Below are 23,639 nucleotides of genomic sequence, written 5' to 3' on the forward strand. Positions count from 1 at the left end.
CACCCTCCCCGTCCCCAACGACCGGGTCAAAGGAGCCGGCCCCGTCCCCGGGCCGGCTCCGCCATTTCTGGCGATGCTCGAAACCCAATCAGGGTTGGGTAGGCGCATCCGACTATCCAGAGCCTCCTTTCCATGGACGGCGGATCGCGGCATCATAGGCTGTTGGTTCGTCCTCTGGATCACGGCGATGTTGGAAATCCCGGAAGATCGATGCGAGCGCCATCGCCTGTTCAAGGCGATCGACGATGCCTTCAAGGCCGGCGACTTCGATGGCCTTGGCAAAGCCCTGGGCGGTTCGCCCCGTTGGTTCGACGAACGTATGCCGTTCGAACTCGGCCTCGGACATCCTTTGGAATACGCGATCTATTGGAGCCCGGTCGGCTTCATCTCGACATTGCTGGATGCAGGCTCGGATCCGAATTACGGGGATCACGGCGGGTTTCCGGCAATCATTGCCGCGCTGTCCACCGACCGGGCCGACCGACCGGAAATCATCCAGATGTTGATCGAGGCTGGCGCCGATCCCAATATGCGGGGCGTGAACGACTGGACGCCGCTACACTATTCGGTGGCCGTTCGTAGCGCCGAGGCGATCCGCCTGCTTTTGGCGGCTGGCGCCGACCCTACTCTTGCAACCCGCATCGATGACTATGCGACAGCCATCGAGGAAGCGGACAGTGCCGGTTTTGAAGCCGGTGCTTCATTGCTGCGTGATGCCATGGCAGGGCGCGGCACTAATAGATAATAGCCCGGTCCGGGACGCACCCCGTGGCGATACGGATCGGCCGAAACTGGCGTCAGACCTTCTTCAGCCCTGCCTTGAAGCGCTTGCCATTGGCGACGTAGTGCGCGGCCGAGCCGCGCAGCCTGGCGACGGCTGCGTCGTCCAGCACCCTGATCGCCTTGGCCGGTGAGCCGACAATCAGCGAATTGTCCGGAAATTCCTTGCCTTCGGTGACCAGCGCGCCGGCGCCGACCAGCGAATTCTTGCCGATCCTGGCGCCGTTCAGCACGATGGCGCCCATGCCGATCAGGCTGTTGTCGCCGATCGTGCAGCCATGCAGCATGGCCCGGTGGCCAATCGTGCAGCCCTCGCCGATGGTCAGCGGAAAGCCGGGATCGGTGTGCATGACCGCGTGTTCCTGCACATTGGTGTCGGCGCCGATAATGATCGGCTCATTGTCTGCGCGAATGACGACGCCGAACCAGAAACCGGCATTGCGGCCAACGCGCACGTCGCCGATCAGCGTCGCATCGGGCGCGATCCAGTTTGAACCCGCGTCGGCGAAGCTGGGCTGCGTTCCGTCGATCGCATAAAGCGGCATTGTCGGCCTCCGAATCGTCTCAGATGCCGGACCCTAAGAGACGGATCGTCCATGAGGCAATGGCAAGCACGACGATGCCCAGCGCCAGCGACCAGGCGATCGCCGTGCAACCGCATGACAAGAGCGCCATCGTCGAAATGCGCTTTTCGCGGCGGGCATCGAGGGCATCGTTGACCAGCATGAACGGCCCGGCACCAACGGTGGCCGCCAGCGAGCGCAGCACATGCGCCGGCGACACATAGGGCTCGGCGAAGGCGACCTTGCGGCCCGACAACAACTCCATCGTCGAGCCCGTCAGCCCGCACGCTGTCAGCCCGACGACAAAAGCAAACAGGAAGAGTTCCATCTGAGCCATCTTAACCCTCCATTTACCATGAAATCGCACAGTCGTTTCAGGAAGGTTGCAAGAGCCGTGCCGCGCGATGTGTGCCGCCGGGGGACACCGGAAATGGCGGTTGGGATGAGGACCGAGATGAAGCAGGCAGCGATCGCCGACGGCCCTGAACTCACCGTGGTCGATTCCACGCTGATGAAGCGGGTGTTCTATGCCTTCGCGGCACTTGCCTTGCTGTCGGTCGCTATCAGCCTTGGCGGCAAATGGTTCGGCCATAGCATCGCCATGGCCGGATATACCGACGACACGACGGTGCGCCGGGTGGTGATCGGCAACAATGTGATTTCCGTGCCGGCCAATTTCATCCGTTTCGACCAGGCCCGGCGCGACGGCATCGCTTCGCGTCTCGACCTTTATCTGCGCTATCCCCAGATCGACGGGTATAGCGAGGCGGCCCGCGACGATTTCAATCACTCGGAAGCCAACAGGAAGATCATCTTCCTGTCCTTCGAACAGCAGATGATGTCGCGCGACATGAGCGGCCGGTTCACGCCGATCTACAGCGCGCTGATCGTCCAGCCCGGCATTCCGGGACCAGGCGGCACGACGGTCTACGGTTTCAATGAGAAATCAGGCTACCTGAACGAGGTGCTGGTGGTCGGCAAGCGCGGGGGAAAGGACCTTTTCGTGGCCCGCTGCCTGAGCGGGCCGACTGCCGGTCAATCGCTGGCGCCGTGCGAACGCGACATCCATGTCGGCGACGATCTCAGCCTCACCTACCGTTTTCCCAAGGAATTCCTTGGCGACTGGCAGGCACTCGACGCGGCAATGACCGCTGAGGCCGGGCGAATGCTGAAGAGCGGACATTGAGAGACAGTCGCAGGCCGCGCCTGGCGCGGCCTGCCATTTGATACGGGATTAGCCCAGATCGATGTCGAGGATCGCCATCGAGAAATTGTAGTCGCCGTCGTCCTCATCCTTGAAGACGATGCCGAGGAACTCGTCACCGACATAGACTTCGGCGGAATCTTCCTTGCGCGGCCGTGCCTTGACCTCAAGCTTGGGGTTCTGGAAGACGCGCTTGAAATAGGCGTCCAGCTTTCTGATTTCGTCAGGCTTCAACAGTCTTCTCCGATCATCGGGCTTGCTGGTTTGAAGGGCGCTTCTGGCACGTCGACAATGGCGATGTAAAGGCAAGCCGGCCGTATTGCACCGCAAGCGGCAGCGCCGCCGGACAAAATCGCAATCGCGCCGGACGGCGCGCCGGCGCGGAAATCAGATATCGAAGCTGATCACCTGGTCCATCGACTGCGACGGCAGGAGCTGGTCCATCTGGCGCGAAGGCTGGTCGCAGCCGGTCTCGCCGACCACGCGGGCCGGCACACCGGCAACCGTCTTGTTGTGCGGCACGGGTGACAGCACCACCGACCCGGCGGCGACCTTGGAGCAATGGCCGATCTCGATATTGCCGAGAATCTTGGCGCCGGCGCCGATCAGCACGCCGCGGCGGATCTTGGGATGGCGGTCGCCGCCGGCCTTGCCGGTGCCGCCCAGCGTCACGCCGTGCAGGATCGACACATCGTCCTCGATGACCGCGGTCTCGCCGACGACGAGGCCGGTGGCGTGATCGATGAAGATGCCCTTGCCTATGCGCGCGGCCGGGTTGATATCGGTCTGGAAGACCGAGGACGAGCGGCTCTGCAGATAGAGCGCGAAATCCTTGCGGCCCTGGGTCCACAGCCAATGCGCCAGCCTATGGGTCTGAATGGCGTGAAAGCCCTTGAAATAGAGCACAGGCATGATGAAACGGTCGCAAGCCGGGTCGCGGTCGTAATAGGCCTGGATGTCGACACGCACGGTCGTCGGCCATTCCTTGTCGTCGGCCAGCATGGTCTTGAAGGTCTGGCGGATCAGGTCGGAGCCGATATCCTGGTGGGCAAGCCGCTCGGCGATCCGGTGGATGACGGCCTCTTCCAGGCTCTCCTGGTTGAGGATCGTCGAATAGAGAAACGCGGCAAGCAGGGGGTCGCGGTTGACGGCGTCCATCGCTTCGTCGCGGATCGAACGCCAGATCGGATCGACCGGCTGCAACGCGCTATGGCGGGAAATGCTGATGCTGTTCATCGACGTCGCGTCCTGCTGGCTTGCCTGTTGTCCGGCGGCACATATAAGCCAGATCATAGCATGATTGAACTCAATTTTCCTTAGTGCTGTGTCAAATGGATTTGGTTCGCAGGAATTCAAGCGGCCATGGAAAACGAACCCTTGATCGCTGAGTCGCCGGAAAGCTGCCTTTCGCGCCCAGCGGCCGGGACGATCCGAGTGACTGGCTCGAAGAGGCTGAGATCGATTAACTGGACGGATGACCAACATGGAAGACCAGCCCTTGATCGACGAACCGCTGAAACGGGAACTCGCGGCGCTCTACCTGGCCGAAAGCCGTCACTATCACAACCTTGCCCATATCGAGGCGATGCTGGCGCTGGCCGGCGATTACCGAGCGCTGCTCAGCGATCCGGAAGCCGTCGAAGCGGCGATCTGGTTCCACGACGCCATCTATGACAGCAAGGCCAAGGACAATGAGGCCAGAAGTGCCGCGCTTGCCGCGCAAAAGCTCGCGAGCCGAGCCGAACCGGAGCGCCTGGACCGCATCGGCGCGATGATCCTCGCCACCGCCACGCACCAGTTGCCCGGGTTCGATGACGACGCGGCCACACGCGACGCCAGCCTCTTCCTCGACATGGATCTGTCGATCCTGGGCGCCGCGCCGGATGCGTTCGACGCCTATGAACGCGCGGTCCGCCGCGAATATGGCTGGGTGGAGGAGCCGGTGTGGCGTACCGGGCGGGGAGCCGTGCTGAAGGATTTCCTTGCCCGCGCGCACATTTTCCTCACCGAGGAATTTCGCCAGCGCTTCGAGCCGCAGGCCAGGCTGAACATGGCGCGCTCGCTGGAGGCCTTGCAAAGGACCTCGTGATTTTCGCCGGGGTTCGCGGGGCTTTTGCATGTGGCCACAAGAAGCCAGACTGCGAGGGGCGGATCGCCGAAATCGTCAAACGTGAATTCTTCTGAGGTGCCGACATTATGAGCAGCAATTTCTTCCAGCCGGTCGATGCCTCGGCCGTTCCCCGTTTTGCCGGGCTCTCGACCTTCATGCGGCTGCCGGCGGTGGCGAGCGCCGAAGGGCTCGATATCGCGCTCGTCGGCATACCGTGGGATGGCGGCACGACCAACCGCGCCGGCGCACGGCACGGCCCCCGCGAGATCCGCAACCAGTCGAGCCTGATGCGGCGCGCCCACCATGTGTCGGGCATCGAACCGTTCAGCATTGCCAATGTCGCTGATGTCGGCGACCTCTCGGTCAATCCGATCAACCTGATGGACGGGTTGAAGCGCATCGAGGACGGCGTCGCTGCGATCGTGGCGGCAGGCGCCATTCCGCTCGCCGCCGGCGGCGATCATCTGACGACTTTGCCGGTGCTGCGAGCCGTCGCCAAGGATCGTCCGGTGGGCATGATCCATTTCGATGCGCATTCCGACACCAATGACCGTTATTTCGGCGACAATCCCTACACGCACGGCACGCCGTTCCGCCGCGCCATCGAAGAGGAACTGCTCGATCCCAAACGGGTCGTGCAGATCGGCATTCGCGGCTCGATCTATGAGCCCGGCGAGCATGACTGGGCGGTCGCCCAGGGCATTCGCATCATCTACATGGAGGAGTTCGTCCGGCGCGGCGCGGCCAGCGTCATGGAAGAAGCGTGCGCCATCGCCGGAACCGGCCCGACTTATGTGACCTTCGACATCGACTGCATCGACCCGTCGATGGCGCCGGGAACAGGCACGCCCGAGCTCGGCGGCTTCACCACCCGAGAGGCGCAGGAAATGGTCCGCCTACTCGACGGATTGCACATTGTCGGCGCCGATGTCGTGGAAGTGGCGCCGCCATTCGATCTCGGCAGCATGACGGCGCTGGCGGGTGCGACGATGATGTTCGAATTGCTATGCGTGCTGGCGAAGTCGGTCCATGAAGCGAGAACGCGCAAGATCAGGTGAAGGCTCCCATGGTCGGCGCCATTGCCGCGAGGATGGGCAGCCCGCCGCCACCGATAGCCCGTTGAGAACGATCCCCAGCAGGCCAAGGGTGCGATTGTCGTTGGAACGCGCCTGCCCACCGGCAGACCGCTCAAAGCGGATATTCAGCATAAAACTCCAGCACGCGTTTCTTGAAGGTTTTGTCCCCGACCGCCAGCATATGGTCCCTGCCCTCGATGTGGAAAGCCCTGGCGTTCGGCATCAGGGCGGCGAGTTCGTCTGGCGAGCCGCCAATGTCGTCCGTGGTGCCGACCGCGACCAGCGTCGGCTGGGCGATGCGGGCAATGTCCTGCTCGCTCAGCAATTCACGCGATGTGGCGATGCAGGCGGCAAGCGCCCGGCGATCGCTGCGGGTCTGGTCGGCGAAAGCGCGAAAAGAGCGGCCGCGCTGATGGGTGGTCGTGGCCGGATCGTCGACAAGCAGGGCGTCGGCAATCGGATCCCAATCGCCGACGCCATCGATCATGCCGATGCCGAGGCCGCCAAAGACCAGCGTCGCCACCTTGTCCGGATCCGACAGAGCCAGAAACGCCGCGATGCGAGCGCCCATCGAATAGCCCATGACATGGGCCCGTTCGATGCCGAGATGATCGAGCAAGGCTGCGGCATCCGAGGCCATTTTCGCCGGCGTATAGTCAGCCTCGTCATAGCTCTTCGATGACGAGCCATGGCCGCGATTGTCGAAGGCAATGGCGCGATACCCGGCATCGTTGAGCGTCTTGAACCAGCCGGGCGACACCCAGTTGACGTAGTGGCTCGAGGCGAAGCCGTGGATCATGAGCACGGGATCACCCTGCCCCGATGCCGGTTGGCGGTCGAGGAAGGCAAGATCGAACCGGTCATGAGAGAAGAACTGCATCGGCTGCCCCACCTCGCGTTCAGCCGCCGCCGTTGGGTGCGTCACCATTGTCCGGCGGTGGCATGCCAGGCCCGGATACGGTGCCAATTGCCGGGTGGCGCAAGAGGTCGCCATACCCGATGCCGTATTTGGCGGCGGCGCCGGCCTTGAGCTCGAGCACGAAGCGCACGGGCACGCCGGGCGAAATGATGGCCTGGGATTGCGGCTCGCCATGTTTGACGGCCCGGATCTTGCCATCCTGGCCGACAAAGATCAGGTCAAGCGGCATCGGCGTGTTCTGCATCCAGAAACTGACCTGTTGCTGTATCTCGAAGACAAACAGCATGCCGTGATCGTCCGCCATGTCCTGGCGATACATCAAGCCGGCCTCGCGCTCCGCGTCGTTGTCGGCGATTTCGATCGAGAAGGAGCGATTCCCATCTTTCGTCGCCACGACCAGCGGCGTCGGGTCGACCGGAAGGATCATCGCCCGACTGTCGGCCGAGGTCGGCCGTTCCGAATAGAAGAAAGCGCCTGCGGCCACGATCACGGCCGCAATGGCGCAAAAAACGCCCGCCGTCAGCCAGTTCCTGCGAGTCATCCACGATCCTCTGCCGAAATCGTCCTAGTGCGAAACCGGCAAGGTGCCCATATCGGGGTGAATTTCGGCGGCCATAAGGCCTTTATCACCGCGGCCGAAACGGACAAGCACGACCTGCCCCGGCCGAAGCTCGGTGATGCCATAGCGGCGCAAGGTCTCCATATGGACGAAAATGTCCTCGGTGCCTTCGCCGCGCGTCAGGAAGCCGAAGCCCTTGGTGCGGTTGAACCACTTGACCAAAGCGCGTTCGAGTCCGCTCTCCGGCGTCACCGCGACATGGGTGCGCTGTTCCTGCATTTCCGCGGGATGGACGGCGGTGGTGACATCCATGGAAAGCACACGAAAGGCCTGCAGCCCGCGATCGCCCTGCTTGACAAGGCAGACCACGCGCGCGCCCTCCAGGGCAGTCTGGAAACCGTCGCGTCGAAGGCATGTCACATGGAGGAGGATATCGCCCGAGACACCGTCATCGGGTAGGATGAACCCATAACCCTTGGCCACATCGAACCACTTGATGGCGCCGGCAATTTCGGTCAGGTCGGCGGCGTCGCCGCCTTCGTCGCGCTTCAAGGCGTCGCCAAGGGTTCCGGCCCGCCCCGTCAAAGAGGCCTTTTCCCCCATAAGAATGCCCCCTTTTTTCAAGAACACCGCAACTGATTCTTGACACCAGATTAACACCGCGGCTTCCGGTGTGTGCAAGACCTTCCCTGCCTTTTTTCACGGTTCATTGCGGGAATACCGGATTTGTTCTTTGCCGGCATCGCCGGCCGCGGGAGATTGCCCTTTCGCCGGGCCGACCCTATGTTGCGCCGCATCCCAACAGATCGAGGAAAACTCATGCGCTATCTGCACACCATGGTCCGCGTCGCCGACGTCGATGCCTCGCTCGATTTCTACTGCAACAAGCTCGGGCTGAAGGAGGTCCGCCGCTACGAAAACGAGCAGGGCCGCTTCACGCTGATCTTCCTCGCCGCCTCCGAAGATGAGCAGAGCGGCATCAACGACAAGGCGCCGCTGATTGAACTCACCTACAACTGGGATCCGGAAGACTACAAGGGCGGACGCAATTTCGGCCACCTCGCCTATGAGGTCGATGACATCTACGCCACCTGCCAGCATCTGATGGACAATGGCGTCACCATCAACCGGCCGCCGCGCGACGGCAACATGGCATTCATCAGATCGCCGGACGGCATTTCGATCGAGCTTCTGCAGAAGGGCCCAGCGAAAGCCAAGGCCGAACCCTGGGCTTCGATGGCCAACACGGGAAGCTGGTAGGCGTCGGCCTGGCACCGGGCGGAAGTTGCCCGGCCGCCTTTTGGCGTTTTTCACGAAGACACCTATCTACCCGAACATGGCGCCAGCCTGACAGGTCTGGCGCCATGTCAAGCAATGGGCGCCTGCCCTTCCGGAGAGTTCACTCATGCCGACCAGCCGTGCCGATGTCGCCACCGAACATGCCAGCCGCTATCTGCAGCAACTGTGCAAGCACTGGGCGCACAAATTTCCCGTCGAATTCGATCCCACCCATGGCACGATCGATCTGTCGCTCGGCCGTACTGTCATAGATGCGGACACGGCAGCGTTGCACATCGTGGTGTCAACCGACGAAGCGGGATCGCTCGAGCGCCTGGAAAGTGTCGTGGCCGACCACGTCAAGCGCTTTGCCTTCCGCGAAGAACTGACCTTCGACTGGAAGCCGGCGACGGCAGCGTAGGTGTTTGTTTGAGCACGATCCTGAAAACCGGTACCCATTTTTCGGGGTCATGCTTTCCCGCCGGCCCGGCCGGCCATCTCCAGCAGCGCCAGCACCGAGCGCCAGTTGCGCGCGGTGCCCGGCACCTTCAGAACACGCGGAATGAGGTTGGCGAAGACTGACTTGCCGAGCCCGTCCGGCGCGCTGAGGTAGAGCACGTCTCGCTTGACTTCGAAGCGCTCGGGGCCGGTGCATTTTTCAGCCAGCCGCGCCACCTCTTCGGCGGTCGGCTCACGCTCCAGCGCATAGGCGTGGAGCTTGGTGTGATCGGCGGCCGCTTCCGGATAGGGATTTTCGCTCACCAGCCGATCCAACCAGGAGAGATCGCGCACCATGATGCGCGAATGAAAACCCCATTTCTTCTCGAACGCCGCTTCGATTTGTCTGGTCAGCGCGGCGGCGTCGCCTTTGCCGGCCCGGAACACGACATTGCCGCTCTGCACATAGGTGCCGACGCCGGAAAAGCCGAGATCCTCGAAGAACGAGCGCAGTTCCGCCATCTTGACGATGCGGTTGCCGCCGACATTGATGCCGGAAAACAGGGCGATGAAGACCTTTGCGCTCATATGATGAAGCCCGCCAATGTCTCGTTGTCGGTGATGTCCTGATACTGGACGCCCTCGGCCTCGAAATTTGCCTTCAGCAGGTCGAAATTACGGCGGTCCTTGGTTTCGATGCCGATCAGCACCGAGCCGAAATTGCGCGCCGACTTCTTCAGATATTCGAAGCGCGCAATATCGTCGTCCGGACCCAGCATTTCGAGGAAGTCGCGCAGCGCGCCCGGCCGCTGCGGGAAGCGGATGATGAAGTATTTCTTCAGGCCTTCGAAGCGCAACGCTCGTTCCTTGACATCCGGCAGCCGCTCGAAATCGAAATTGCCGCCCGAAACCACGGCGACAATGGTCTTGCCGCGGATCTCCTTCCTGGAAAAATCCTTCAACGCATCGATGGCCAACGCGCCGGCCGGCTCGAGCACGACGCCTTCGACATTGAGCATCTCGATCATGGTCGCGCAGAGCCGGTTTTCCGGGATCAGCCGCACCGTGTCGGCCGCGAATTCCTTGAGATACCGCAAGGGTTCGCGGCCGATCTCGGCTACCGCCGCGCCATCGACGAAGTTGTCGACCTTAGCGAGCTTCAGCCGCTTTCCCGCCGCAAGGCTGTCATGCAGGCTCGGCGCGCCGGCCGGTTCGCAAAAGACGAAACGCGCCTCCCGGCCTTGGTCGGCGAAATAATGCGTGACGCCGGCGGCGAGCCCGCCACCGCCGACCGGCAGCATGATGATGTCGGGCATGCGCGCACCCGGCATCTGGTCCGCGATCTCATAGGCGACCGTCGCCTGACCCTCGATAATGTCCTTGTGGTCGAAGGGGGGCACCATGTGAGCGCCGGAGCTTTCGGTGAATTCGAAAGCGGCGCGATAGCAGTCGTCGAAAAAGTCGCCGACCAGCCTGATCTCGACGAAATCGCCGCCGAACAGCCTGGTCTTGTCGATTTTCTGCTGCGGCGTCGTCACCGGCATGAACACCACGCCCTTCTTGCCGAAATGGCGGCAGACGAAGGCAAAACCCTGGGCATGGTTGCCGGCCGACGCGCAGACGAACAGTTCGGCCTGGTTGCCGGCGGCAAGCGCCTTGCGGAAGAAATTGAAGGCGCCACGGATCTTGTAGGAGCGCACCGGGCTCAGATCCTCGCGCTTCAGCAGCACCCGGGCGCCGGTCTTCTTCGACAAATAGTCGTTTTCCTGCAGCGGCGTTTCCGGAAAGATCTGGCGGATCGCAGCGGCCGCGGTGGCAACGCGGGAGGAGAAACTGTTCATCGGGAAGCCACCTTGTGCCGCATGTCAGCGCGGACCCTTGTCATCGACATGGCCGCGCAGCGTGTGTTTATTGCACGCTGATCTCTCACAGCCGATCCTGCCTATGGCATATCCGGCCCCGCAACGCCATTGTCCGGTCGTTCGCAACTCTCTTCAGCCGAAATTCGTATAATATTCGCAAGCGCTTGTACCCATTTGTTCATGCCGTTGTATCGACTGGTCGCGAAATCGAAGCGACGCGAGCCTTCGCGGCCGACGCATCCGGCATCCGCCTCGAGCTGGAGGTGGCTGCCCTTTTCCCGGCTTTTCCTCCGCCACTTTGGCTTTCGCGCAACAGTCCGATGGTCGTAGCCAGGCGCTGACCACATTTCGGCTGGACACGACTTAGTTCTGCCGCACTCTCCCTGTCCGGGAGGTGTCGCGGGGGTAGATGGGCCTTTTGGCCGGAGTGGAAATTTCAGGCGTGCCTTTGAAGAAGATCGTTACTGTTTGTCTCGCCTTGCTCGTCGCCGGCTGCGCCGGCCCGCAAACGCAGGAATTGCTTGGCAGCGCCATCGTCGCCGCGCCGGTGACGGATATCGCCGGCAACCACTCGATCTTCATCACCACGACGCGCAAGAAATCCGACGATCCCAACAAGGTTTTCGATGGCGAGCGCTCGGCGACGCTGAACTATGCCCGCGTCAACGTCACCGTTCCGGGGATCCACACGACCGGCCAGATCGAACGGCGCTCCCGCGGCAAGTCGGATGACCCGGCCAAATATTTCATGGCCTCCGAGGTTGTCGGCTACGACACACAGCCGAAATTCTCCAGCGCGCTCAACGCCGATATCGCGGCGCGCGGCGGCCGCGTCATGGTCTTCGTGCATGGCTACAACACCGGCTTCGACGACGCGGTCTACCGTCTCACCCAGATCGTCCACGATTCCGGCTATCCGGGCACGCCGATGCTGTTTTCCTGGGCATCGGGCGCCAAGACCACCGACTATGTCTATGACAAGGAAAGTGCCAGCGCCGCACGTGACCAGCTCGAAGTGACATTGCGCATGCTGCAGCAGTCCGGTGCGCGCCGCATCGACATTGTCGCGCATTCGATGGGAACCTGGGTGACCATGGAAACCCTGCGCCAGATGGCCATCAGCGGCGACCGCGACCTTGGCGGCAAGCTCGGCGACGTGGTGCTGGCCTCGCCGGACATCGATGTCGACGTGTTCAAGAGCCAGATGCGCCGCTATGGCAAGCCCGACAAGCCGTTCATCCTGCTGTTGTCCGACGACGACCGCGCGCTGAGGCTTTCCGGCCTGATCGCCGGTTCACGGCCACGCGTCGGCGACTACAAGGATGCTGCCGATCTTGCCTCCTACGGCGTGACGGTGGTCGATCTCTCCAAGGTCAAGGGCAGCGACAGCTTCAACCATACGAAATTCGCCGACAATCCGGCCTTGGTGAAGATGATCGGCCAGCGGCTGCGCGAAGATGACGGTTTTGCCAGCGACAGGGACGTGACCGACCGCGTCAGCCTGCTCGGGCAGTAGATGCGGCGGCGCGAATTTCGCCGTGCCTGTTCACCATTCACGAGGTATCGGGCCACTTTGAACTGGACCGCGCCGGTCTCTGGCTCTATCGCAATAGCGGTGACGTCATGCTTTTGACGTCCCCTTCATGGGAGCCGGCGCTTGAGCTTGCGCTTGAACAGTTTCGTCCTCGCGTTGACGCTCGCCCTTGCCGGCTGTGCCGGCCAGAACACGCATGATCTGCTCAACAAGACGAATGTGTCGGTGCCAGCCTCCGACATCGCGGCCACGCACGAAATTTTCGTCGCTACAACCCGCCAGCAGGCGACCAAGGATCCGCGGCAGGTGTTCGACGGCGATCGCTCGTTGACCACCAGCTACGCCCGTGTCGACGTCACCGTGCCGAAGGTCCACCAGATCGGCGCCATCGAGCGGGCCAAGGGCTCGGCCAACTCGATCCCGGCAAAGCAATTCACCGCCACCAATGTCGTCCACTATGGCGATGCCTCGCAATTCGCCAAGGCGGTCGGCGCCGACATTGCCGTGCGCGGGGATCGCGCACTGGTGTTTGTGCACGGCTTCAACAATGGCTTCGACGACGGCATTTACCGGCTGACGCAGATCGCCCACGACACGAAATATCCCGGCACGCCGGTGCTGTTCTCATGGGCGTCGAGCGCCAAGACGACGGGCTATATCTACGACAAGGACAGCGCCAGCGCCGCCCGCGACGATCTCGAGGCGACGCTCAGAATGCTCGCCAAGACACGGGTCAAGAGCATCGACATCATCGCCCATTCGATGGGAACCTGGCTGACCATGGAGGCGCTGCGCCAGCTCGCCATCACCGGCGACCGCGATCTCGGCGGCAAACTCGGCTATGTCGTGCTGGCGTCGCCCGACATCGATGTCGACGTGTTCAAAAAGCAGATGATCCGATACGGCAAGCCGGACAAGCCGTTTGCCGTGCTGCTGTCCGGCGATGACCGTGCGCTCAAATTGTCTTCACTTATCTCCGGCGACAAGCCGCGTGTCGGCGACTATGGCAATGCGGCCGATCTCGCCAGCTATGGCGTGTCGGTGGCCGACCTGACCAAAATCAAGGGCGGCGACGGTGGCCTCAACCACGCGAAATTCGCCGACAATCCCATCCTGGTGCAGTTGCTCGGCGATCGCCTGCGCACCCCTGCTGGCCTGGCCTCCGACGAACCCGATCCGGCGCAGCTCAACAATCTCGGCCAAGGCCTCGGCAAGGCCGTCGGTTCGGTCGCCGAGGTCGTCATAACCACGCCGTTCAAGGTGCTGACCATCGTCACCGGCGGGTGAGCCTATCACCCGCGTCGGAGGTCGGTCTAGACGAACAGGTCGACCTTCTGGAACGTCGTCACGTCGATCAGGCCGACGTCGGAAATCCTCAACTCCGGAATGACCACCAGCGCCAGCAGCGAGTGCTGCATGTAGGCGTTGTTCAGGGAGCAGCCCATCTTGCGCATCGCCTCGGTCAGTTTCTCGGCCTTGGCGGCGACGATCTCGGCGCGCTCGTCCGACATCAGGCCCGCGATCGGCATTTCGACAAGCGCCAGTTCCTTGCCCTTCGAGAACAGCACGACGCCGCCGCCGACTTGGCCCAGCCGGTTGACCGCCAGCGCCATGTCCTGCTTGTTGGTGCCGACGCAGATGATGTGATGGGCGTCATGCGCCACGCTCGAGGCCATGGCGCAATCCCCCATATAGCCGAAGCCGGAGACGAATGCGTTGGTGACGCCGCCCGTGCCCCTGTGCCGCTCGACCAGCGCGATCTGGCAGACGTCGTTGCGGCGGTCCATGGCGACCAGACCGTCCTCGACCGGCAGATCGGCCTCCAGGGCTCGCGTCGGCGCCTGGTTCTCGATGACGCCGATGACGCGCACCCGCACCTCGTTGGCACCCTTGGGAGCCGTGATGTCGAAATCGCCAGCCCTGAGCTTCTTGCCCAGCTTGACGGTGTTCTTCGCCGTCTTCGGGTAATCATAGGCCGGAATGTCGATGTCGAGCTTGCCACCCTTGGCCAGCCTGACGCCGCGCGCATAAACCTCATCGATGGTCATTGCGGCGAGGTCGGAGACAATCAGCAGGTCGGCCAACCGTCCAGGCGCGATCGAACCGATCTCGCGTTCCAGCCTGAAATGCTGGGCAGTGTTGATCGTCGCCATCTGGATCGCCGTCACCGGCTTCAGCCCCTGTTGGATGGCGTGGCGCACCACCCGGTCCATGTGGCCTTCGTGCACCAGCGTGCCGGAATGGCTGTCGTCAGTGCACAGGATGAAGTTGCGCGGATCGATGCCGCCTTCGGTCACCGCCTTGATCTGCAAGGCGACATCGTACCAGGCCGAGCCCAGCCGCAGCATCGCCTTCATGCCCTGGCGGACACGGGCGATGGCATCTTCCGCGCGCGTGCCTTCGTGATCGTCCTCGGGTCCGCCGGCGACATAGCCGTGGAACGGCAAGCCAAGGTCGCGCGAGGCATAGTGGCCGCCAACCGTCTTGCCTGCACGAACCGTCGCGGCGATCTCGCCCGACATGACAGGATCGTTGGCGGCGACGCCTGGAAAATTCATCACTTCACCGAGCCCGATGATGTTTTCCCAGGTCATGGCCTCGGCAACGTCGGCAACCGTCAGCTCGGCGCCGGCATGCTCTAGCCCCGGTGCCGACGGCACACAGGACGGCATTTGCACATGCACGTTGATGGGCATCACCACCGCCTCGTCATGCATCAGCCGCACGCCCGGCAAGCCCAGCACATTGGCGATCTCGTGCGGATCGATGAACATCGACGTGGTGCCGTGCGGGATGACGGCACGGCAGAACTCGGTCACCGTCACCATGCCGCTTTCGACATGCATGTGCGCGTCGCAGAGGCCGGGCACCAGGTAGCGCCCGCCGGCATCGACCACCTTGGTGCCCTGGCCGATGGCGTGGCTGGCATTCGGCCCGCAATAGGCGAAGCGGCCGCCGGCAATGGCGATGTCGGTGCCGGCGATGATCTCGCCGGAGTGAACGTTGACCCAGCGGCCGTTGCGGATGACGAGATCGGCGGGCTTGCGGCCCGTGGCGACGTCGACCAGATGCGTCGCCATCTCGGTCCAGGGTTTTGGTTTCGTCGCATGCGCCGCCGGCTTCTTTGCCATGAAGGGACTCCTGTTTGGGCGACTGTGCCAAGCCTGCCTGGTTTTGACCAGCGCCAAACGGCGGACCGGCCCGTCCAACCTTCACAAAGGCTGCTCAGCCGCGACCTCGACCGTGACTTTCGCACCGCCGGCCGAAATCCGTTCCGCCAGGCGCTGGAGTTCGCCCGGGGCAAAGGTGCCGCTGAGCATTACCTCGCCGCCGAGGATGGGTTCGACCAGGCGCGGCGACGCCACCACGGTACCGTCGACGCTGAGGTCGACCACCTTCCCGACATTCGCCCTGGTGAAGTCGCCGAACGCCTTCGCGCTGTCCGGCGTCATCTTCAGGTTGAGCGCCCGCTGTCCCGACGCTTGATCGGATACGACCGCTGCCTTGGCGATGGCGAGCGTCAATGGCTCGGCCATGGCGAGACCGCAGATGAACAGTATGATGGCCGTTCCAGTGATAAGACGAGCCAGGCTGTTCATCCGGATTTTTCCCTGCAAGACGGCCATTTTGCACGCTGGCATTCCCCCGGCAATGCCGGCTGTCCTTGGCTTACAGCCTGTGCCTCGGCGAGCGACACACGGCCACAGCCGGAAATTGGATTCCGTTTTGCCGTAAATCGGTCTACCTTGGCTCCCAAGATTTTTCCGGCTCTTCATCCGGGGAGTTCGAATGTATCGCCTTGTCGTCGCAAGTGCCGGTCTGCTTGCCGTCCTGTCGATGCCGGCTTTCGCAGCCGACCCGACGGTCGATGTGCCGATGACGGCGCCCGGCTTCGACTGGACAGGATACTATGCCGGCCTGCAGGCGGGCTATGGCTGGGGCCAGTCCGACATCTCAGGAACGGAAGGCGAGCCGTTTTCCGTCTCCCCCGACGTAAACGGCGGTTTCATCGGCGGGCACGTCGCCGGGCTGTGGCAGTTCGACCAGGCGGTGATCGGCGCTGAGGCCGACCTCAACTATTCCTCGGTCGACGGCACGGCGGAAGCCGAACCCGGAAACAATTTCGGCGCCGACATCAAATGGTTCGGATCGGTCAACGCCAAGGCCGGATACGCTATGGATCGTGTGCTGGTCTATGGCATAGGCGGCATCGCCTTCGCCGGGGTCGAAACCTCGCAATCAGCGGGCTCAGCCTTCTCCGAGACACGGGCGAATATCGGCTGGACCGTGGGCGCCGGCGTCGACTACGCGCTGACCGACAAATTCGTCGTCGGCGCCCAGTATCGCTACTACGATTTCGGTTCCGAGCACTATGACGGGTCCAGCGACTTCGTCGGTCGCGACCAGGATACCAAACTGAACACCGTGGGCATCAATCTCAGCTACAAGTTCTGAGCCTCGCCGGCATCGATCGGCGAGCGACAGCTGTGACGTGATCAGCAAAGTCGATGAGGGGCGGCCGGCGCCCCCAGTGGGCGGGGGAATGGGTTGGGCCTGGTAGACGCCGGCCTCGGCGGATCAAGTCCGCCGTGCAAACACCCTACCCATTGCGCGCGGCGCGCTAAATTCCGCGATCACACCAGTATCGCCATGCCATCACCTCTGGGGTGTGTGTTCAGCATGGCCAAGAACACGACTTGACGGCCTGTGTCTGGCATCTGAAAAGAGCAGGCCTGCGGACGTGGCGGAATTGGTAGACGCAAGGGACTTAAAATCCCTCGATCTCTGATCGTACGGGTTCGATTCCCGTCGTCCGCACCACCCTTCGCTCTTCGAGCTTCGGGTGGCAGGCCGCCCAAAGCTCGGCTCCGTCAGACTGCCCGCACGGGCTCGCCGCCGCATATGCCGCGTGAGCTGTTGATCCGATAAGTCTTCGACGTCATCCTCGAAGTGATTTCAAGCGGGCGCCGGATTTCCCAGCGCCGGATCGCAGGCGGCATGTCTTTTATTGCCGACGACGTCGCTACAGTCGCATCAGTCGGCAATTCCATCGCCATTATGCCCGCGGTTGGGCGGTACGGTGCCGAAGCAGGGGTTCTCACGCCGCCTTTCGAGCGGGCCAACAGCCGCCTGCGCATTCGCAATGCTATTCGGAACGGGCAATGACAATAACGATAGATAGAAACGCCAGTTGGCGCGACATCGCACGCGTGAGCGAAGGCGAATCCCTGGCGCTCAGCCGGGCAGCGTGGGAGAGGATCGCCTTCGCGAACCAGATCGTGGCGGCCATCGTCGACAAAGGCATCCGCGCCTATGGCGTCAATACCGGGGTCGGCGCCTTGGCAAGCAAGATCGTGGCGCCTGCCCTGCAAAAGAAACTGTCGCGCAATATCATTCGCAGTCACGCCTGCGGCGTGGGCGACCTTGTGCCGAGACGCGGCGTGCGCGCCATCATTGCCGCTCAAGTGGCAAATTTCGCCCATGGCCATTCGGGCGTGAGCCCTGCGATCGTCCGCAATCTGCTCACCTTTATCGAGCGCGACTGCGTTCCCGACGTGCCGTCCCGGGGATCGGCCGGATATTTGACGCACAACGCGCATGTAGCACTGGTCCTGATCGGCGAAGGCAATGCAACCGTGGCAGGCCGCTCCATGAGCGGGCTCGAGGCCCTGGCTGAAATGGGTCTCGAGCCATTGGAGCTTGGCGCCAAGGAGGGCTTGAGCCTCGTCAACGGCACCGCATGCGCAACAGGCCTGACAAGCATCGCCGTGCTGCGCGCGGAGCGTTTGTTGGGATGGGCTGACGCGGCGGCGGCTTTGACGCTTGAAGCCGCAGGCGCGCAAATGCCGGCTTTTGGCGAGGCAATCCTGGCAATGAGGCCCTCACCCGGCATTCAGGACGTGGGCAAATCGCTACGTGGCTGGCTTCATGGCAGCGAACTTATCGCGCTGGCACACGGCAGTCGCACGCAAGACGCACTCAGTCTTCGCGCCGTGCCGCATGTTCATGGCGCCGCCCGGGAGGTGCTGGACCGGTCCGCCGAGCTTGTCGACCGCGAATTGGCTGCCGTCACCGACAATCCGGCGGTATTCGGGTCTTTGAACGATCCTCAGGTCGTTTCGGAGGCGCATGCGGTTGCGCCGGCCCTCGGGCAGGCCGCTGACGGCCTGACCATCGCCTTGGCTCAGGTGGCTGGAATGAGCGAGCGTCGGATCGATCGTCTCGTCAATCCGCTTGTCAACAATTTGCCGGCCTTCCTCGCCGACGAGGACGGAGCCAATTCCGGCTTCATGATCGCCCAATACACGGCCACATCGCTCAGCAACGTCAATCGGCGTTTGGCCGCCCCGGCGGCGACCGACGGCGGCGTCACATCCGGCCTGCAAGAGGATTTCCTTGCTCATCCAACCGTCGCGGCCAACAAGCTGCTGGCGGTTATCGACAACGCCGAATACATTCTGGCGATCGAGCTCATGGCAGCCGCGCAGGCCCATGATTTTCTGGCGGTGCGCGGTGCACGCGCGCCTGGTACCGATGCCATCTACCAAATGGTGCGGGGCAATATCGCACACTATTCCGATGATCGGCCTCTGTCCCGGGACATGGAAGCCTTGCGCAACTTCATCCGCGAAATGGACGTGCCGGCCTGTCCGCGGCACAGTTCGTAAGGCAATGCTCGGCCAACTTCGAGCGGCCAGGCCTTCATCGGGTTCAGCTTCAGACGCTGGACCAGGATAATGCCTCGGCATCGACGATGCGGTCTTTGGCTATGCCGGCCAGCTTCGTCGAGCGGCATTGTCCAGGACCTCGATTCCTCGCCCTCTTCCGGGACAACCGCATCGAGACCGGCCGGCCGCATTTGTTTTAGCAGCGGTGAAACAAAGGATGCATTTCAGCGTTGAGGGTCGTCAAAACGCGGGCGATTTTTGAAAATGGATCCGGCAACCGCGGCAGTGATGGTTTTGCTCCAGTGCAGCCCGGTTGAGGGTTCTGTCTGCAAACCCGTCGATATGGCGCCAACCATGTATGCATCGCTCGACTTATGCATGGCTTCGCTGAAGGACAGGCTGGCAAGCGCTCCGAACGGCGAAACCGTTGGCCGGTGTCGCCTCGTTGATGCGACCGTCACAGAAGGCTTGCCGGTCGGCTATACAAGGGTTTTTGTGACTCGTGGGCTGGGCGACGACGCCATCACCAGCAGCTACGTCGTACAGCACGAGCGTTAGCGCCTCGTTCCCGCTGCCTCAAGGCGGGCGTCTGCCCTGTTTGCTAGATGCGCGTAGCGCCACTCTCCTGGCCGCCGGAATGTGGCACCGGCGGTCGCTGATCGGCGCTTTGCTCATTGCCCGGCCCGGAGCCCACCTCGATGATTCCGACCAGCGCGCGAACAAACTCAACCATATCGTTTGCCGTGATGGCTGCCCTGTCGGGATCTTGCCCGATGTGCTCGGCGGCCGCGCAACATGACAGGCGGATGTGATCGTAGTGGGAATCCCTTTCATCCTCCGGCAACATCGCCAGTTTCATGGCCCGGCGATAAATCAGCCGCAGTAATTGTTCGAGAGCGGCTCCGACACTCATGCGTTCTACTCCGCATTGGTCTAGCGTTCCGGCGCTCGAGGGCGCATGTCGGAACGTCGATGGGAGGTATTTCCATCCCTGTGCCAAAGGCTGCATTATAGCCATTAATATATCGTATATTGCTAATATACGATGCCCCGAAGCGTCTTTCGGCCTCCATGATATCGTGACGCCCCAGCCTGACGCCGACGGCGCGTGAGGCGGAGCCTAGCCGGGGCGGTGCGGACCGAGCGACCCATCGAGCGCGTTTGCTTCGGCCAACTTGGTCAGCGCTCGCTCGACTTTCTCCGCCGCGGCATCGGTGCGCTTGATATCCCGGATAATTCGCTGCGTCAGAAGCGCGTATCTGGCAGCGCGATATACCTCACCGCCTCTCGCGGTTTCATGGTGAAATGTCGCCATCATCATGGGGAACCGCCAAAAATTATTGGCGGATCAATCTTTGTCAGGCGCTTCCTGGCCTCGATCAGCCGCCGCCGCGCGGTCCTGATCCGGCTGCAAAGCGCGATATTGATTCCGACGCCGCAGTCCTCGTCCAGCATTTCTTCCGCGCGTTCCAGAGCGAGTTCCGCGCGGTTGACGCGCTGTCTGGCCTTGGCCAGTTCCATATTGAAAAGCTCAACCATTGCTCCGCTTCCGTTGCGGTCCCTTCGAGAGTTAAACCGTCGCTGATCGCTTTTGTTCCGTGATGCGAGGATGGAGCCAATCCATGCCGGAACGTCGGTCAAGCCTTCATCGGGTTCAGCTTCAGATGCTGGATCAGGATAATCGTCTTGGCATCGACGATGCGGCCGTCGGCGATGCCGGCCAGCGCTTCGTCGAGCGGCATTTCCAGGACCTCGATGTCCTCGCCCTCCTCCGGCGCGCCGCCGCCGGCGGAGATGCGGTCGGCGGGCGAATAGCGGGCAACGAAGAACCACAGCCGCTCGGTCACGCTGCCCGGACTCATATAAGGCGAAAACAACCGCTCTACGTCCTTCAGCCGGTAGCCGAGTTCTTCCTCCGCCTCCTTGCGGATGGCGGTCTCGGGGTCGTTTTCGTCGAGCAGCCCGGCACAGGCCTCGATCAGCGGTTCGCGGTGGCCGGTGACATAGGCGGGATAGCGGAACTGGCGCACCAGAAGCACCGTCGAACGCTGGGGGTCGTAGGGCAGGATCACCGCGCCGTCGCCGCGATCATAGGTCTGGCGGACCTGCGTCTCCCACTGCCCGTCGCGCCGGCGATAGTCGAGCACGGTCTTTTTCAGCACCGCCCAGTCGTCGGAAAGGACCTCTTCCGAACGGATACGAATACGATCTTCCATTGGATACCTCGGTATTTGTCGCCGGGCGCTGGCGTAGCCGCGAACCGGCGCCGGCGCAATTGGGGCAGCAATTGGTCCAGCGTTTCACTCTCTCGTGTGTGGTATGCAAGATATCCGTCGCCTAAATAACGCCTTCCTTCTCCCCGGAGCCCTCTTTATGACTGCATCGCTTTTTCAGCCGATCACCCTCGACGGCCTCACCTTCCCCAACCGCATCGCCGTGGCGCCGATGTGCCAGTATTCCGCCGAGGACGGATCGGCCAGCGACTGGCATCTTTACCACTGGATGAACCTGGCCATGTCCGGCGCCGGAATGGTCACGGTGGAGATGACCGATGTCGAACGGCGCGGGCGCATCACCCATGGTTGCCTCGGACTTTACTCGGACGACAACGAAGCCGCCGCGCGCCGCACACTGGATGCGGCACGACGCGTCGCCGCGCCGGCCACGAAATTCGGCACGCAGCTTGCGCATGCCGGCCGCAAGGCCTCGAACCGCAAGCCCTGGGAAGGCGGCGGGCCACTGCAGCCGAACGAAGACCCCTGGCAGACCGTCTCGGCCTCGGCCATCGCCTACGACACCGGCTGGAACGTGCCGCGCGCGCTCGATGAGGAAGAGATCCTGCAACTCATCGAGCGGTTCGCCCAAGCCGCCAGGCGGGCCGAACGCGCCGGCTTCGACTTCATCGAATTGCACGCAGCACATGGCTACCTGATCTTCCAGTTCCTGTCGCCGCTGTCCAACCAGCGCACCGACCGTTGGGGCGGCTCGCTGGAAAACCGGATGCGTCTGGTCGTCGAAATCGCCAGGGCGGTGAAGAAGGCGGTGCCGAAGCTGATGCTCGGCGCGCGGCTGTCGGTGAAGGACTGGGTCGACGGCGGCTTCGATGTCGAGGATGCGATCGAGGTGGCGAAGGCCCTGAAGGCCGAGGGTATCGCCTATCTCTGCTGCTCCAGCGGCGGCAATTCGCCGTTGCAGAAATTGCCCACCGGTCCCGGCTATCAGGTGCATCTGGCGGAGGCGGTGCGCAAGGGCGCCGGCATTCCGACCCGCGCGGTTGGCCTGATCGACGATCCCCAGCAGGCCGAGGCTGTTATCGCCGAGGGCCGTGCCGACATGGTCGCACTGGCGCGCGCCTTCCTCGCCGATCCGCGCTGGGGCTGGCGCGCGGCCGCCACATTCAAGGAAAAGATCCATCCGGCGCCGCAGCTCGCCCGCTCGGTAACGACGATGGAGCACTGGATGAAGGCGGCGGGCTGAACCGGCCCGCCCTCCTGACACAGGCGCGATCCCGCCCAGCCCGTTTTGCCACAGCCCGCTTCAAATCCGGCGGCAAACTGTTACGCTGGGTGAGGCTGCGGCGGGCGCGGCCGGGCTTGGGAGGAGATCATGTCGTTCAGGGCATTCTTGCCGGCTGCGATGCTTGTGACTGTCGCCGGCCCTTGGCTCGGCGCATCGACGCCGAGCGTGGCGCAATATTGCGAGGGGACGGTGCACGGCCTGTCCGGCCGCTACAATCTGGCGACCGGCAGCGGCTTTCTCGCCGTGCGGACACGGCCCAACTCGTCATCACGGATGATCGGCCAGCTGTTCAATGGAGACCACGTCGAGATTTTCGACCGGCGCGGCAGCTGGTACAAGGTCGAAATCGGCGGGTCCACCGGCTGGGCGAACGCTCGCTGGCTGCGCAACGACTGCGGTTACTGAGACGCCGAAACATGTCACCCAAAAAGCGCGTCGCAGAACGCGACGCGACTTTTGGGCGCAGGTTCCGGGCCACTTTTGCAACCAAATTGGCTGCTTTGCGTTGCGGCCATGATGGACAGCAAACCTTTTGAAACGCCGGTCGTGGTCGAACTCGGCCATGTCGGCAAATATCGCCATATCCGCAGCACCCAGGAAGCGGCGGAGTGCCTCATGACGGTGTGGCCGCTCAATCGCGGCCCGCGTCATCGTGATGCCCTCGACACTTGCCTCAAAGTGCTGGAAGGTTATCGTTCGACAGCGGACGCGCGACGGGCATTGATCGAGGCCGCCAGGGAATCGGAAGTGCTGGTGCCCGACGACAGGCTATCCGACGACCGGCTGCATTGAGCAGGCGGACCTTTCAACCGGAGGTTTTTATGGCGAAGCTGACTTACAAGATCGTCGAGCATGACGGCGGCTGGGCCTACAAGGTCGGTACGACCTTCTCGGAGACATTTCCCACCCATCAGGATGCCTTGCGCGCCGCCGAGATCGCCTCGGCCGAGCAGCAGGTGGCAGGCGCGACGGACGGCATCCAGTATGAGGACGCCGAGGGCAAATGGCACGAGGAACTGGCTGACGGTCGGGACCGGCCGCAGACCGAGGTTTCAGACTAGACTTTCCAAAGAAGAGAACTTGCCAGCAGACCAGAGACAGGGCGCCGACCGCGGACGTCAGGAGAGAC

General features: G+C 62.8%; 30 protein-coding genes and 1 tRNA gene. 16 read left to right on the forward strand and 15 right to left on the reverse strand.

Annotated elements, in window-relative coordinates; genetic code table 11:
* On the forward strand, nucleotides 1-745 hold a 745-nt coding region (locus FJV80_RS32900), incomplete at its 5' end, for an ankyrin repeat domain-containing protein (RefSeq protein WP_348644005.1).
* 52 nt (nucleotides 746-797) lie between these two features.
* On the opposite strand, the gene FJV80_RS32905 is transcribed toward FJV80_RS32900, so the two are convergent.
* Complete coding sequence (locus FJV80_RS32905) at nucleotides 798-1,325, reverse strand: gamma carbonic anhydrase family protein (RefSeq protein ID WP_142878367.1); 528 nt, start codon at nucleotides 1,323-1,325, stop codon at nucleotides 798-800.
* Between the two features lie 19 nt (nucleotides 1,326-1,344).
* Nucleotides 1,345-1,680, reverse strand: a complete 336-nt coding sequence (locus FJV80_RS32910) for a hypothetical protein (protein ID WP_095770294.1) — start codon at nucleotides 1,678-1,680, stop codon at nucleotides 1,345-1,347.
* A gap of 117 nt (nucleotides 1,681-1,797) precedes the next feature.
* Here FJV80_RS32910 and FJV80_RS32915 point away from each other — a divergent pair, with 117 nt between their 5' ends.
* The gene (locus FJV80_RS32915) at nucleotides 1,798-2,529 is read left to right on the forward strand and encodes a hypothetical protein (RefSeq protein WP_142878368.1); all 732 of its coding nucleotides are present in this window, start codon (nucleotides 1,798-1,800) and stop codon (nucleotides 2,527-2,529) included.
* 48 nt (nucleotides 2,530-2,577) lie between these two features.
* Here FJV80_RS32915 and FJV80_RS32920 read toward each other — a convergent pair whose 3' ends face one another.
* On the reverse strand, nucleotides 2,578-2,781 hold the full coding sequence (locus FJV80_RS32920; protein WP_019857879.1) for a DUF3126 family protein: 204 nt from the start codon (nucleotides 2,779-2,781) through the stop codon (nucleotides 2,578-2,580).
* Nucleotides 2,782-2,934: 153 nt separating this feature from the next.
* Nucleotides 2,935-3,783, reverse strand: a complete 849-nt coding sequence (cysE, locus tag FJV80_RS32925) for a serine O-acetyltransferase (protein ID WP_095770865.1) — start codon at nucleotides 3,781-3,783, stop codon at nucleotides 2,935-2,937.
* Nucleotides 3,784-4,030: 247 nt separating this feature from the next.
* Here cysE and FJV80_RS32930 point away from each other — a divergent pair, with 247 nt between their 5' ends.
* Both FJV80_RS32930 and speB read left to right on the forward strand, forming a co-directional pair.
* Nucleotides 4,031-4,636, forward strand: coding sequence for a hypothetical protein (locus FJV80_RS32930; RefSeq protein WP_142878369.1), 606 nt, complete (start codon nucleotides 4,031-4,033; stop codon nucleotides 4,634-4,636).
* 107 nt (nucleotides 4,637-4,743) lie between these two features.
* Complete coding sequence (gene speB, locus FJV80_RS32935; protein WP_095788208.1) at nucleotides 4,744-5,715, forward strand: agmatinase; 972 nt, start codon at nucleotides 4,744-4,746, stop codon at nucleotides 5,713-5,715.
* Nucleotides 5,716-5,845: 130 nt separating this feature from the next.
* Here speB and FJV80_RS32940 read toward each other — a convergent pair whose 3' ends face one another.
* The 3 genes from FJV80_RS32940 to FJV80_RS32950 are packed head-to-tail and all read right to left on the reverse strand — an operon-like array spanning nucleotide 5,846 to nucleotide 7,814.
* Nucleotides 5,846-6,613, reverse strand: a complete 768-nt coding sequence (locus FJV80_RS32940) for an alpha/beta hydrolase (RefSeq protein WP_142878370.1) — start codon at nucleotides 6,611-6,613, stop codon at nucleotides 5,846-5,848.
* 19 nt (nucleotides 6,614-6,632) lie between these two features.
* On the reverse strand, nucleotides 6,633-7,193 hold the full coding sequence (locus FJV80_RS32945; RefSeq protein ID WP_095788207.1) for a DUF192 domain-containing protein: 561 nt from the start codon (nucleotides 7,191-7,193) through the stop codon (nucleotides 6,633-6,635).
* Nucleotides 7,194-7,217: 24 nt separating this feature from the next.
* Nucleotides 7,218-7,814, reverse strand: a complete 597-nt coding sequence (locus FJV80_RS32950) for a cold-shock protein (RefSeq protein ID WP_032920553.1) — start codon at nucleotides 7,812-7,814, stop codon at nucleotides 7,218-7,220.
* Nucleotides 7,815-8,030: 216 nt separating this feature from the next.
* Here FJV80_RS32950 and gloA point away from each other — a divergent pair, with 216 nt between their 5' ends.
* Nucleotides 8,031-8,471 (forward strand): lactoylglutathione lyase, encoded by a 441-nt coding sequence (gene gloA / locus FJV80_RS32955; RefSeq protein WP_010909179.1) that lies wholly within the window; start codon nucleotides 8,031-8,033, stop codon nucleotides 8,469-8,471.
* Between the two features lie 145 nt (nucleotides 8,472-8,616).
* Nucleotides 8,617-8,910 (forward strand): DUF2218 domain-containing protein, encoded by a 294-nt coding sequence (locus FJV80_RS32960; RefSeq protein ID WP_142878371.1) that lies wholly within the window; start codon nucleotides 8,617-8,619, stop codon nucleotides 8,908-8,910.
* A 47-nt stretch (nucleotides 8,911-8,957) separates the two neighbouring features.
* Here the strand turns inward: FJV80_RS32960 and FJV80_RS32965 are convergent, their stop codons facing one another.
* Complete coding sequence (locus FJV80_RS32965) at nucleotides 8,958-9,515, reverse strand: DUF1697 domain-containing protein (RefSeq protein ID WP_142878372.1); 558 nt, start codon at nucleotides 9,513-9,515, stop codon at nucleotides 8,958-8,960.
* Nucleotides 9,512-10,768, reverse strand: a complete 1,257-nt coding sequence (gene ilvA, locus FJV80_RS32970) for a threonine ammonia-lyase IlvA (protein ID WP_142878373.1) — start codon at nucleotides 10,766-10,768, stop codon at nucleotides 9,512-9,514. Before ilvA ends, FJV80_RS32965 begins: the two co-directional genes overlap by 4 nt.
* A gap of 430 nt (nucleotides 10,769-11,198) precedes the next feature.
* Here ilvA and FJV80_RS32975 point away from each other — a divergent pair, with 430 nt between their 5' ends.
* Nucleotides 11,199-12,305: an alpha/beta hydrolase gene (locus tag FJV80_RS32975; RefSeq protein WP_179295906.1), complete on the forward strand. Its 1,107-nt coding sequence runs from the start codon at nucleotides 11,199-11,201 to the stop codon at nucleotides 12,303-12,305.
* Between the two features lie 141 nt (nucleotides 12,306-12,446).
* Nucleotides 12,447-13,610, forward strand: coding sequence for an alpha/beta hydrolase (locus tag FJV80_RS32980; RefSeq protein WP_142878374.1), 1,164 nt, complete (start codon nucleotides 12,447-12,449; stop codon nucleotides 13,608-13,610).
* Between the two features lie 26 nt (nucleotides 13,611-13,636).
* Here the strand turns inward: FJV80_RS32980 and ade are convergent, their stop codons facing one another.
* Both ade and FJV80_RS32990 read right to left on the reverse strand, forming a co-directional pair.
* Nucleotides 13,637-15,454, reverse strand: a complete 1,818-nt coding sequence (ade, locus tag FJV80_RS32985; protein WP_142878375.1) for an adenine deaminase — start codon at nucleotides 15,452-15,454, stop codon at nucleotides 13,637-13,639.
* 81 nt (nucleotides 15,455-15,535) lie between these two features.
* Nucleotides 15,536-15,922: a hypothetical protein gene (locus FJV80_RS32990; protein ID WP_142878376.1), complete on the reverse strand. Its 387-nt coding sequence runs from the start codon at nucleotides 15,920-15,922 to the stop codon at nucleotides 15,536-15,538.
* A gap of 190 nt (nucleotides 15,923-16,112) precedes the next feature.
* Between FJV80_RS32990 and FJV80_RS32995 the strand changes: the two genes are divergently transcribed.
* From FJV80_RS32995 to FJV80_RS33010, 4 genes are all read left to right on the forward strand, one after another.
* A complete protein-coding gene (locus FJV80_RS32995; RefSeq protein ID WP_142878377.1) occupies nucleotides 16,113-16,778 on the forward strand; it encodes an outer membrane protein in 666 nt (221 codons plus the stop codon).
* Between the two features lie 280 nt (nucleotides 16,779-17,058).
* Nucleotides 17,059-17,144 (forward strand) — tRNA-Leu (locus FJV80_RS33000).
* A gap of 341 nt (nucleotides 17,145-17,485) precedes the next feature.
* Nucleotides 17,486-18,991 (forward strand): histidine ammonia-lyase, encoded by a 1,506-nt coding sequence (hutH, locus tag FJV80_RS33005; protein WP_142878378.1) that lies wholly within the window; start codon nucleotides 17,486-17,488, stop codon nucleotides 18,989-18,991.
* Between the two features lie 264 nt (nucleotides 18,992-19,255).
* Nucleotides 19,256-19,549, forward strand: coding sequence for a hypothetical protein (locus FJV80_RS33010; RefSeq protein ID WP_185975299.1), 294 nt, complete (start codon nucleotides 19,256-19,258; stop codon nucleotides 19,547-19,549).
* A gap of 43 nt (nucleotides 19,550-19,592) precedes the next feature.
* Here FJV80_RS33010 and FJV80_RS33015 read toward each other — a convergent pair whose 3' ends face one another.
* The 4 genes from FJV80_RS33015 to FJV80_RS33030 form a co-directional block, all read right to left on the reverse strand.
* The gene (locus tag FJV80_RS33015; protein WP_142878380.1) at nucleotides 19,593-19,904 is read right to left on the reverse strand and encodes a hypothetical protein; all 312 of its coding nucleotides are present in this window, start codon (nucleotides 19,902-19,904) and stop codon (nucleotides 19,593-19,595) included.
* A gap of 207 nt (nucleotides 19,905-20,111) precedes the next feature.
* Nucleotides 20,112-20,312 (reverse strand): hypothetical protein, encoded by a 201-nt coding sequence (locus FJV80_RS33020; RefSeq protein ID WP_142878381.1) that lies wholly within the window; start codon nucleotides 20,310-20,312, stop codon nucleotides 20,112-20,114.
* A complete protein-coding gene (locus tag FJV80_RS33025) occupies nucleotides 20,309-20,530 on the reverse strand; it encodes a hypothetical protein (protein ID WP_142878382.1) in 222 nt (73 codons plus the stop codon). Before FJV80_RS33025 ends, FJV80_RS33020 begins: the two co-directional genes overlap by 4 nt.
* A 98-nt stretch (nucleotides 20,531-20,628) precedes the next feature.
* Nucleotides 20,629-21,207: an NUDIX domain-containing protein gene (locus FJV80_RS33030; RefSeq protein ID WP_019857853.1), complete on the reverse strand. Its 579-nt coding sequence runs from the start codon at nucleotides 21,205-21,207 to the stop codon at nucleotides 20,629-20,631.
* 157 nt (nucleotides 21,208-21,364) lie between these two features.
* On the opposite strand from FJV80_RS33030, the gene FJV80_RS33035 reads away from it, so the two are divergent.
* From FJV80_RS33035 to FJV80_RS33050, 4 genes are all read left to right on the forward strand, one after another.
* A complete protein-coding gene (locus tag FJV80_RS33035) occupies nucleotides 21,365-22,468 on the forward strand; it encodes an NADH:flavin oxidoreductase/NADH oxidase (RefSeq protein ID WP_142878383.1) in 1,104 nt (367 codons plus the stop codon).
* Nucleotides 22,469-22,597: 129 nt separating this feature from the next.
* Nucleotides 22,598-22,915, forward strand: coding sequence for an SH3 domain-containing protein (locus FJV80_RS33040; RefSeq protein ID WP_142878384.1), 318 nt, complete (start codon nucleotides 22,598-22,600; stop codon nucleotides 22,913-22,915).
* Between the two features lie 108 nt (nucleotides 22,916-23,023).
* On the forward strand, nucleotides 23,024-23,302 hold the full coding sequence (locus FJV80_RS33045; RefSeq protein ID WP_095770306.1) for a DUF982 domain-containing protein: 279 nt from the start codon (nucleotides 23,024-23,026) through the stop codon (nucleotides 23,300-23,302).
* A 29-nt stretch (nucleotides 23,303-23,331) separates the two neighbouring features.
* Nucleotides 23,332-23,571, forward strand: coding sequence for a DUF2188 domain-containing protein (locus FJV80_RS33050; RefSeq protein WP_095770307.1), 240 nt, complete (start codon nucleotides 23,332-23,334; stop codon nucleotides 23,569-23,571).
* The last annotated feature ends 68 nt before the right edge of the window (nucleotides 23,572-23,639 follow it).

Source organism: Mesorhizobium sp. WSM4310, assembly GCF_007003935.1.
Classification (GTDB): domain Bacteria; phylum Pseudomonadota; class Alphaproteobacteria; order Rhizobiales; family Rhizobiaceae; genus Mesorhizobium.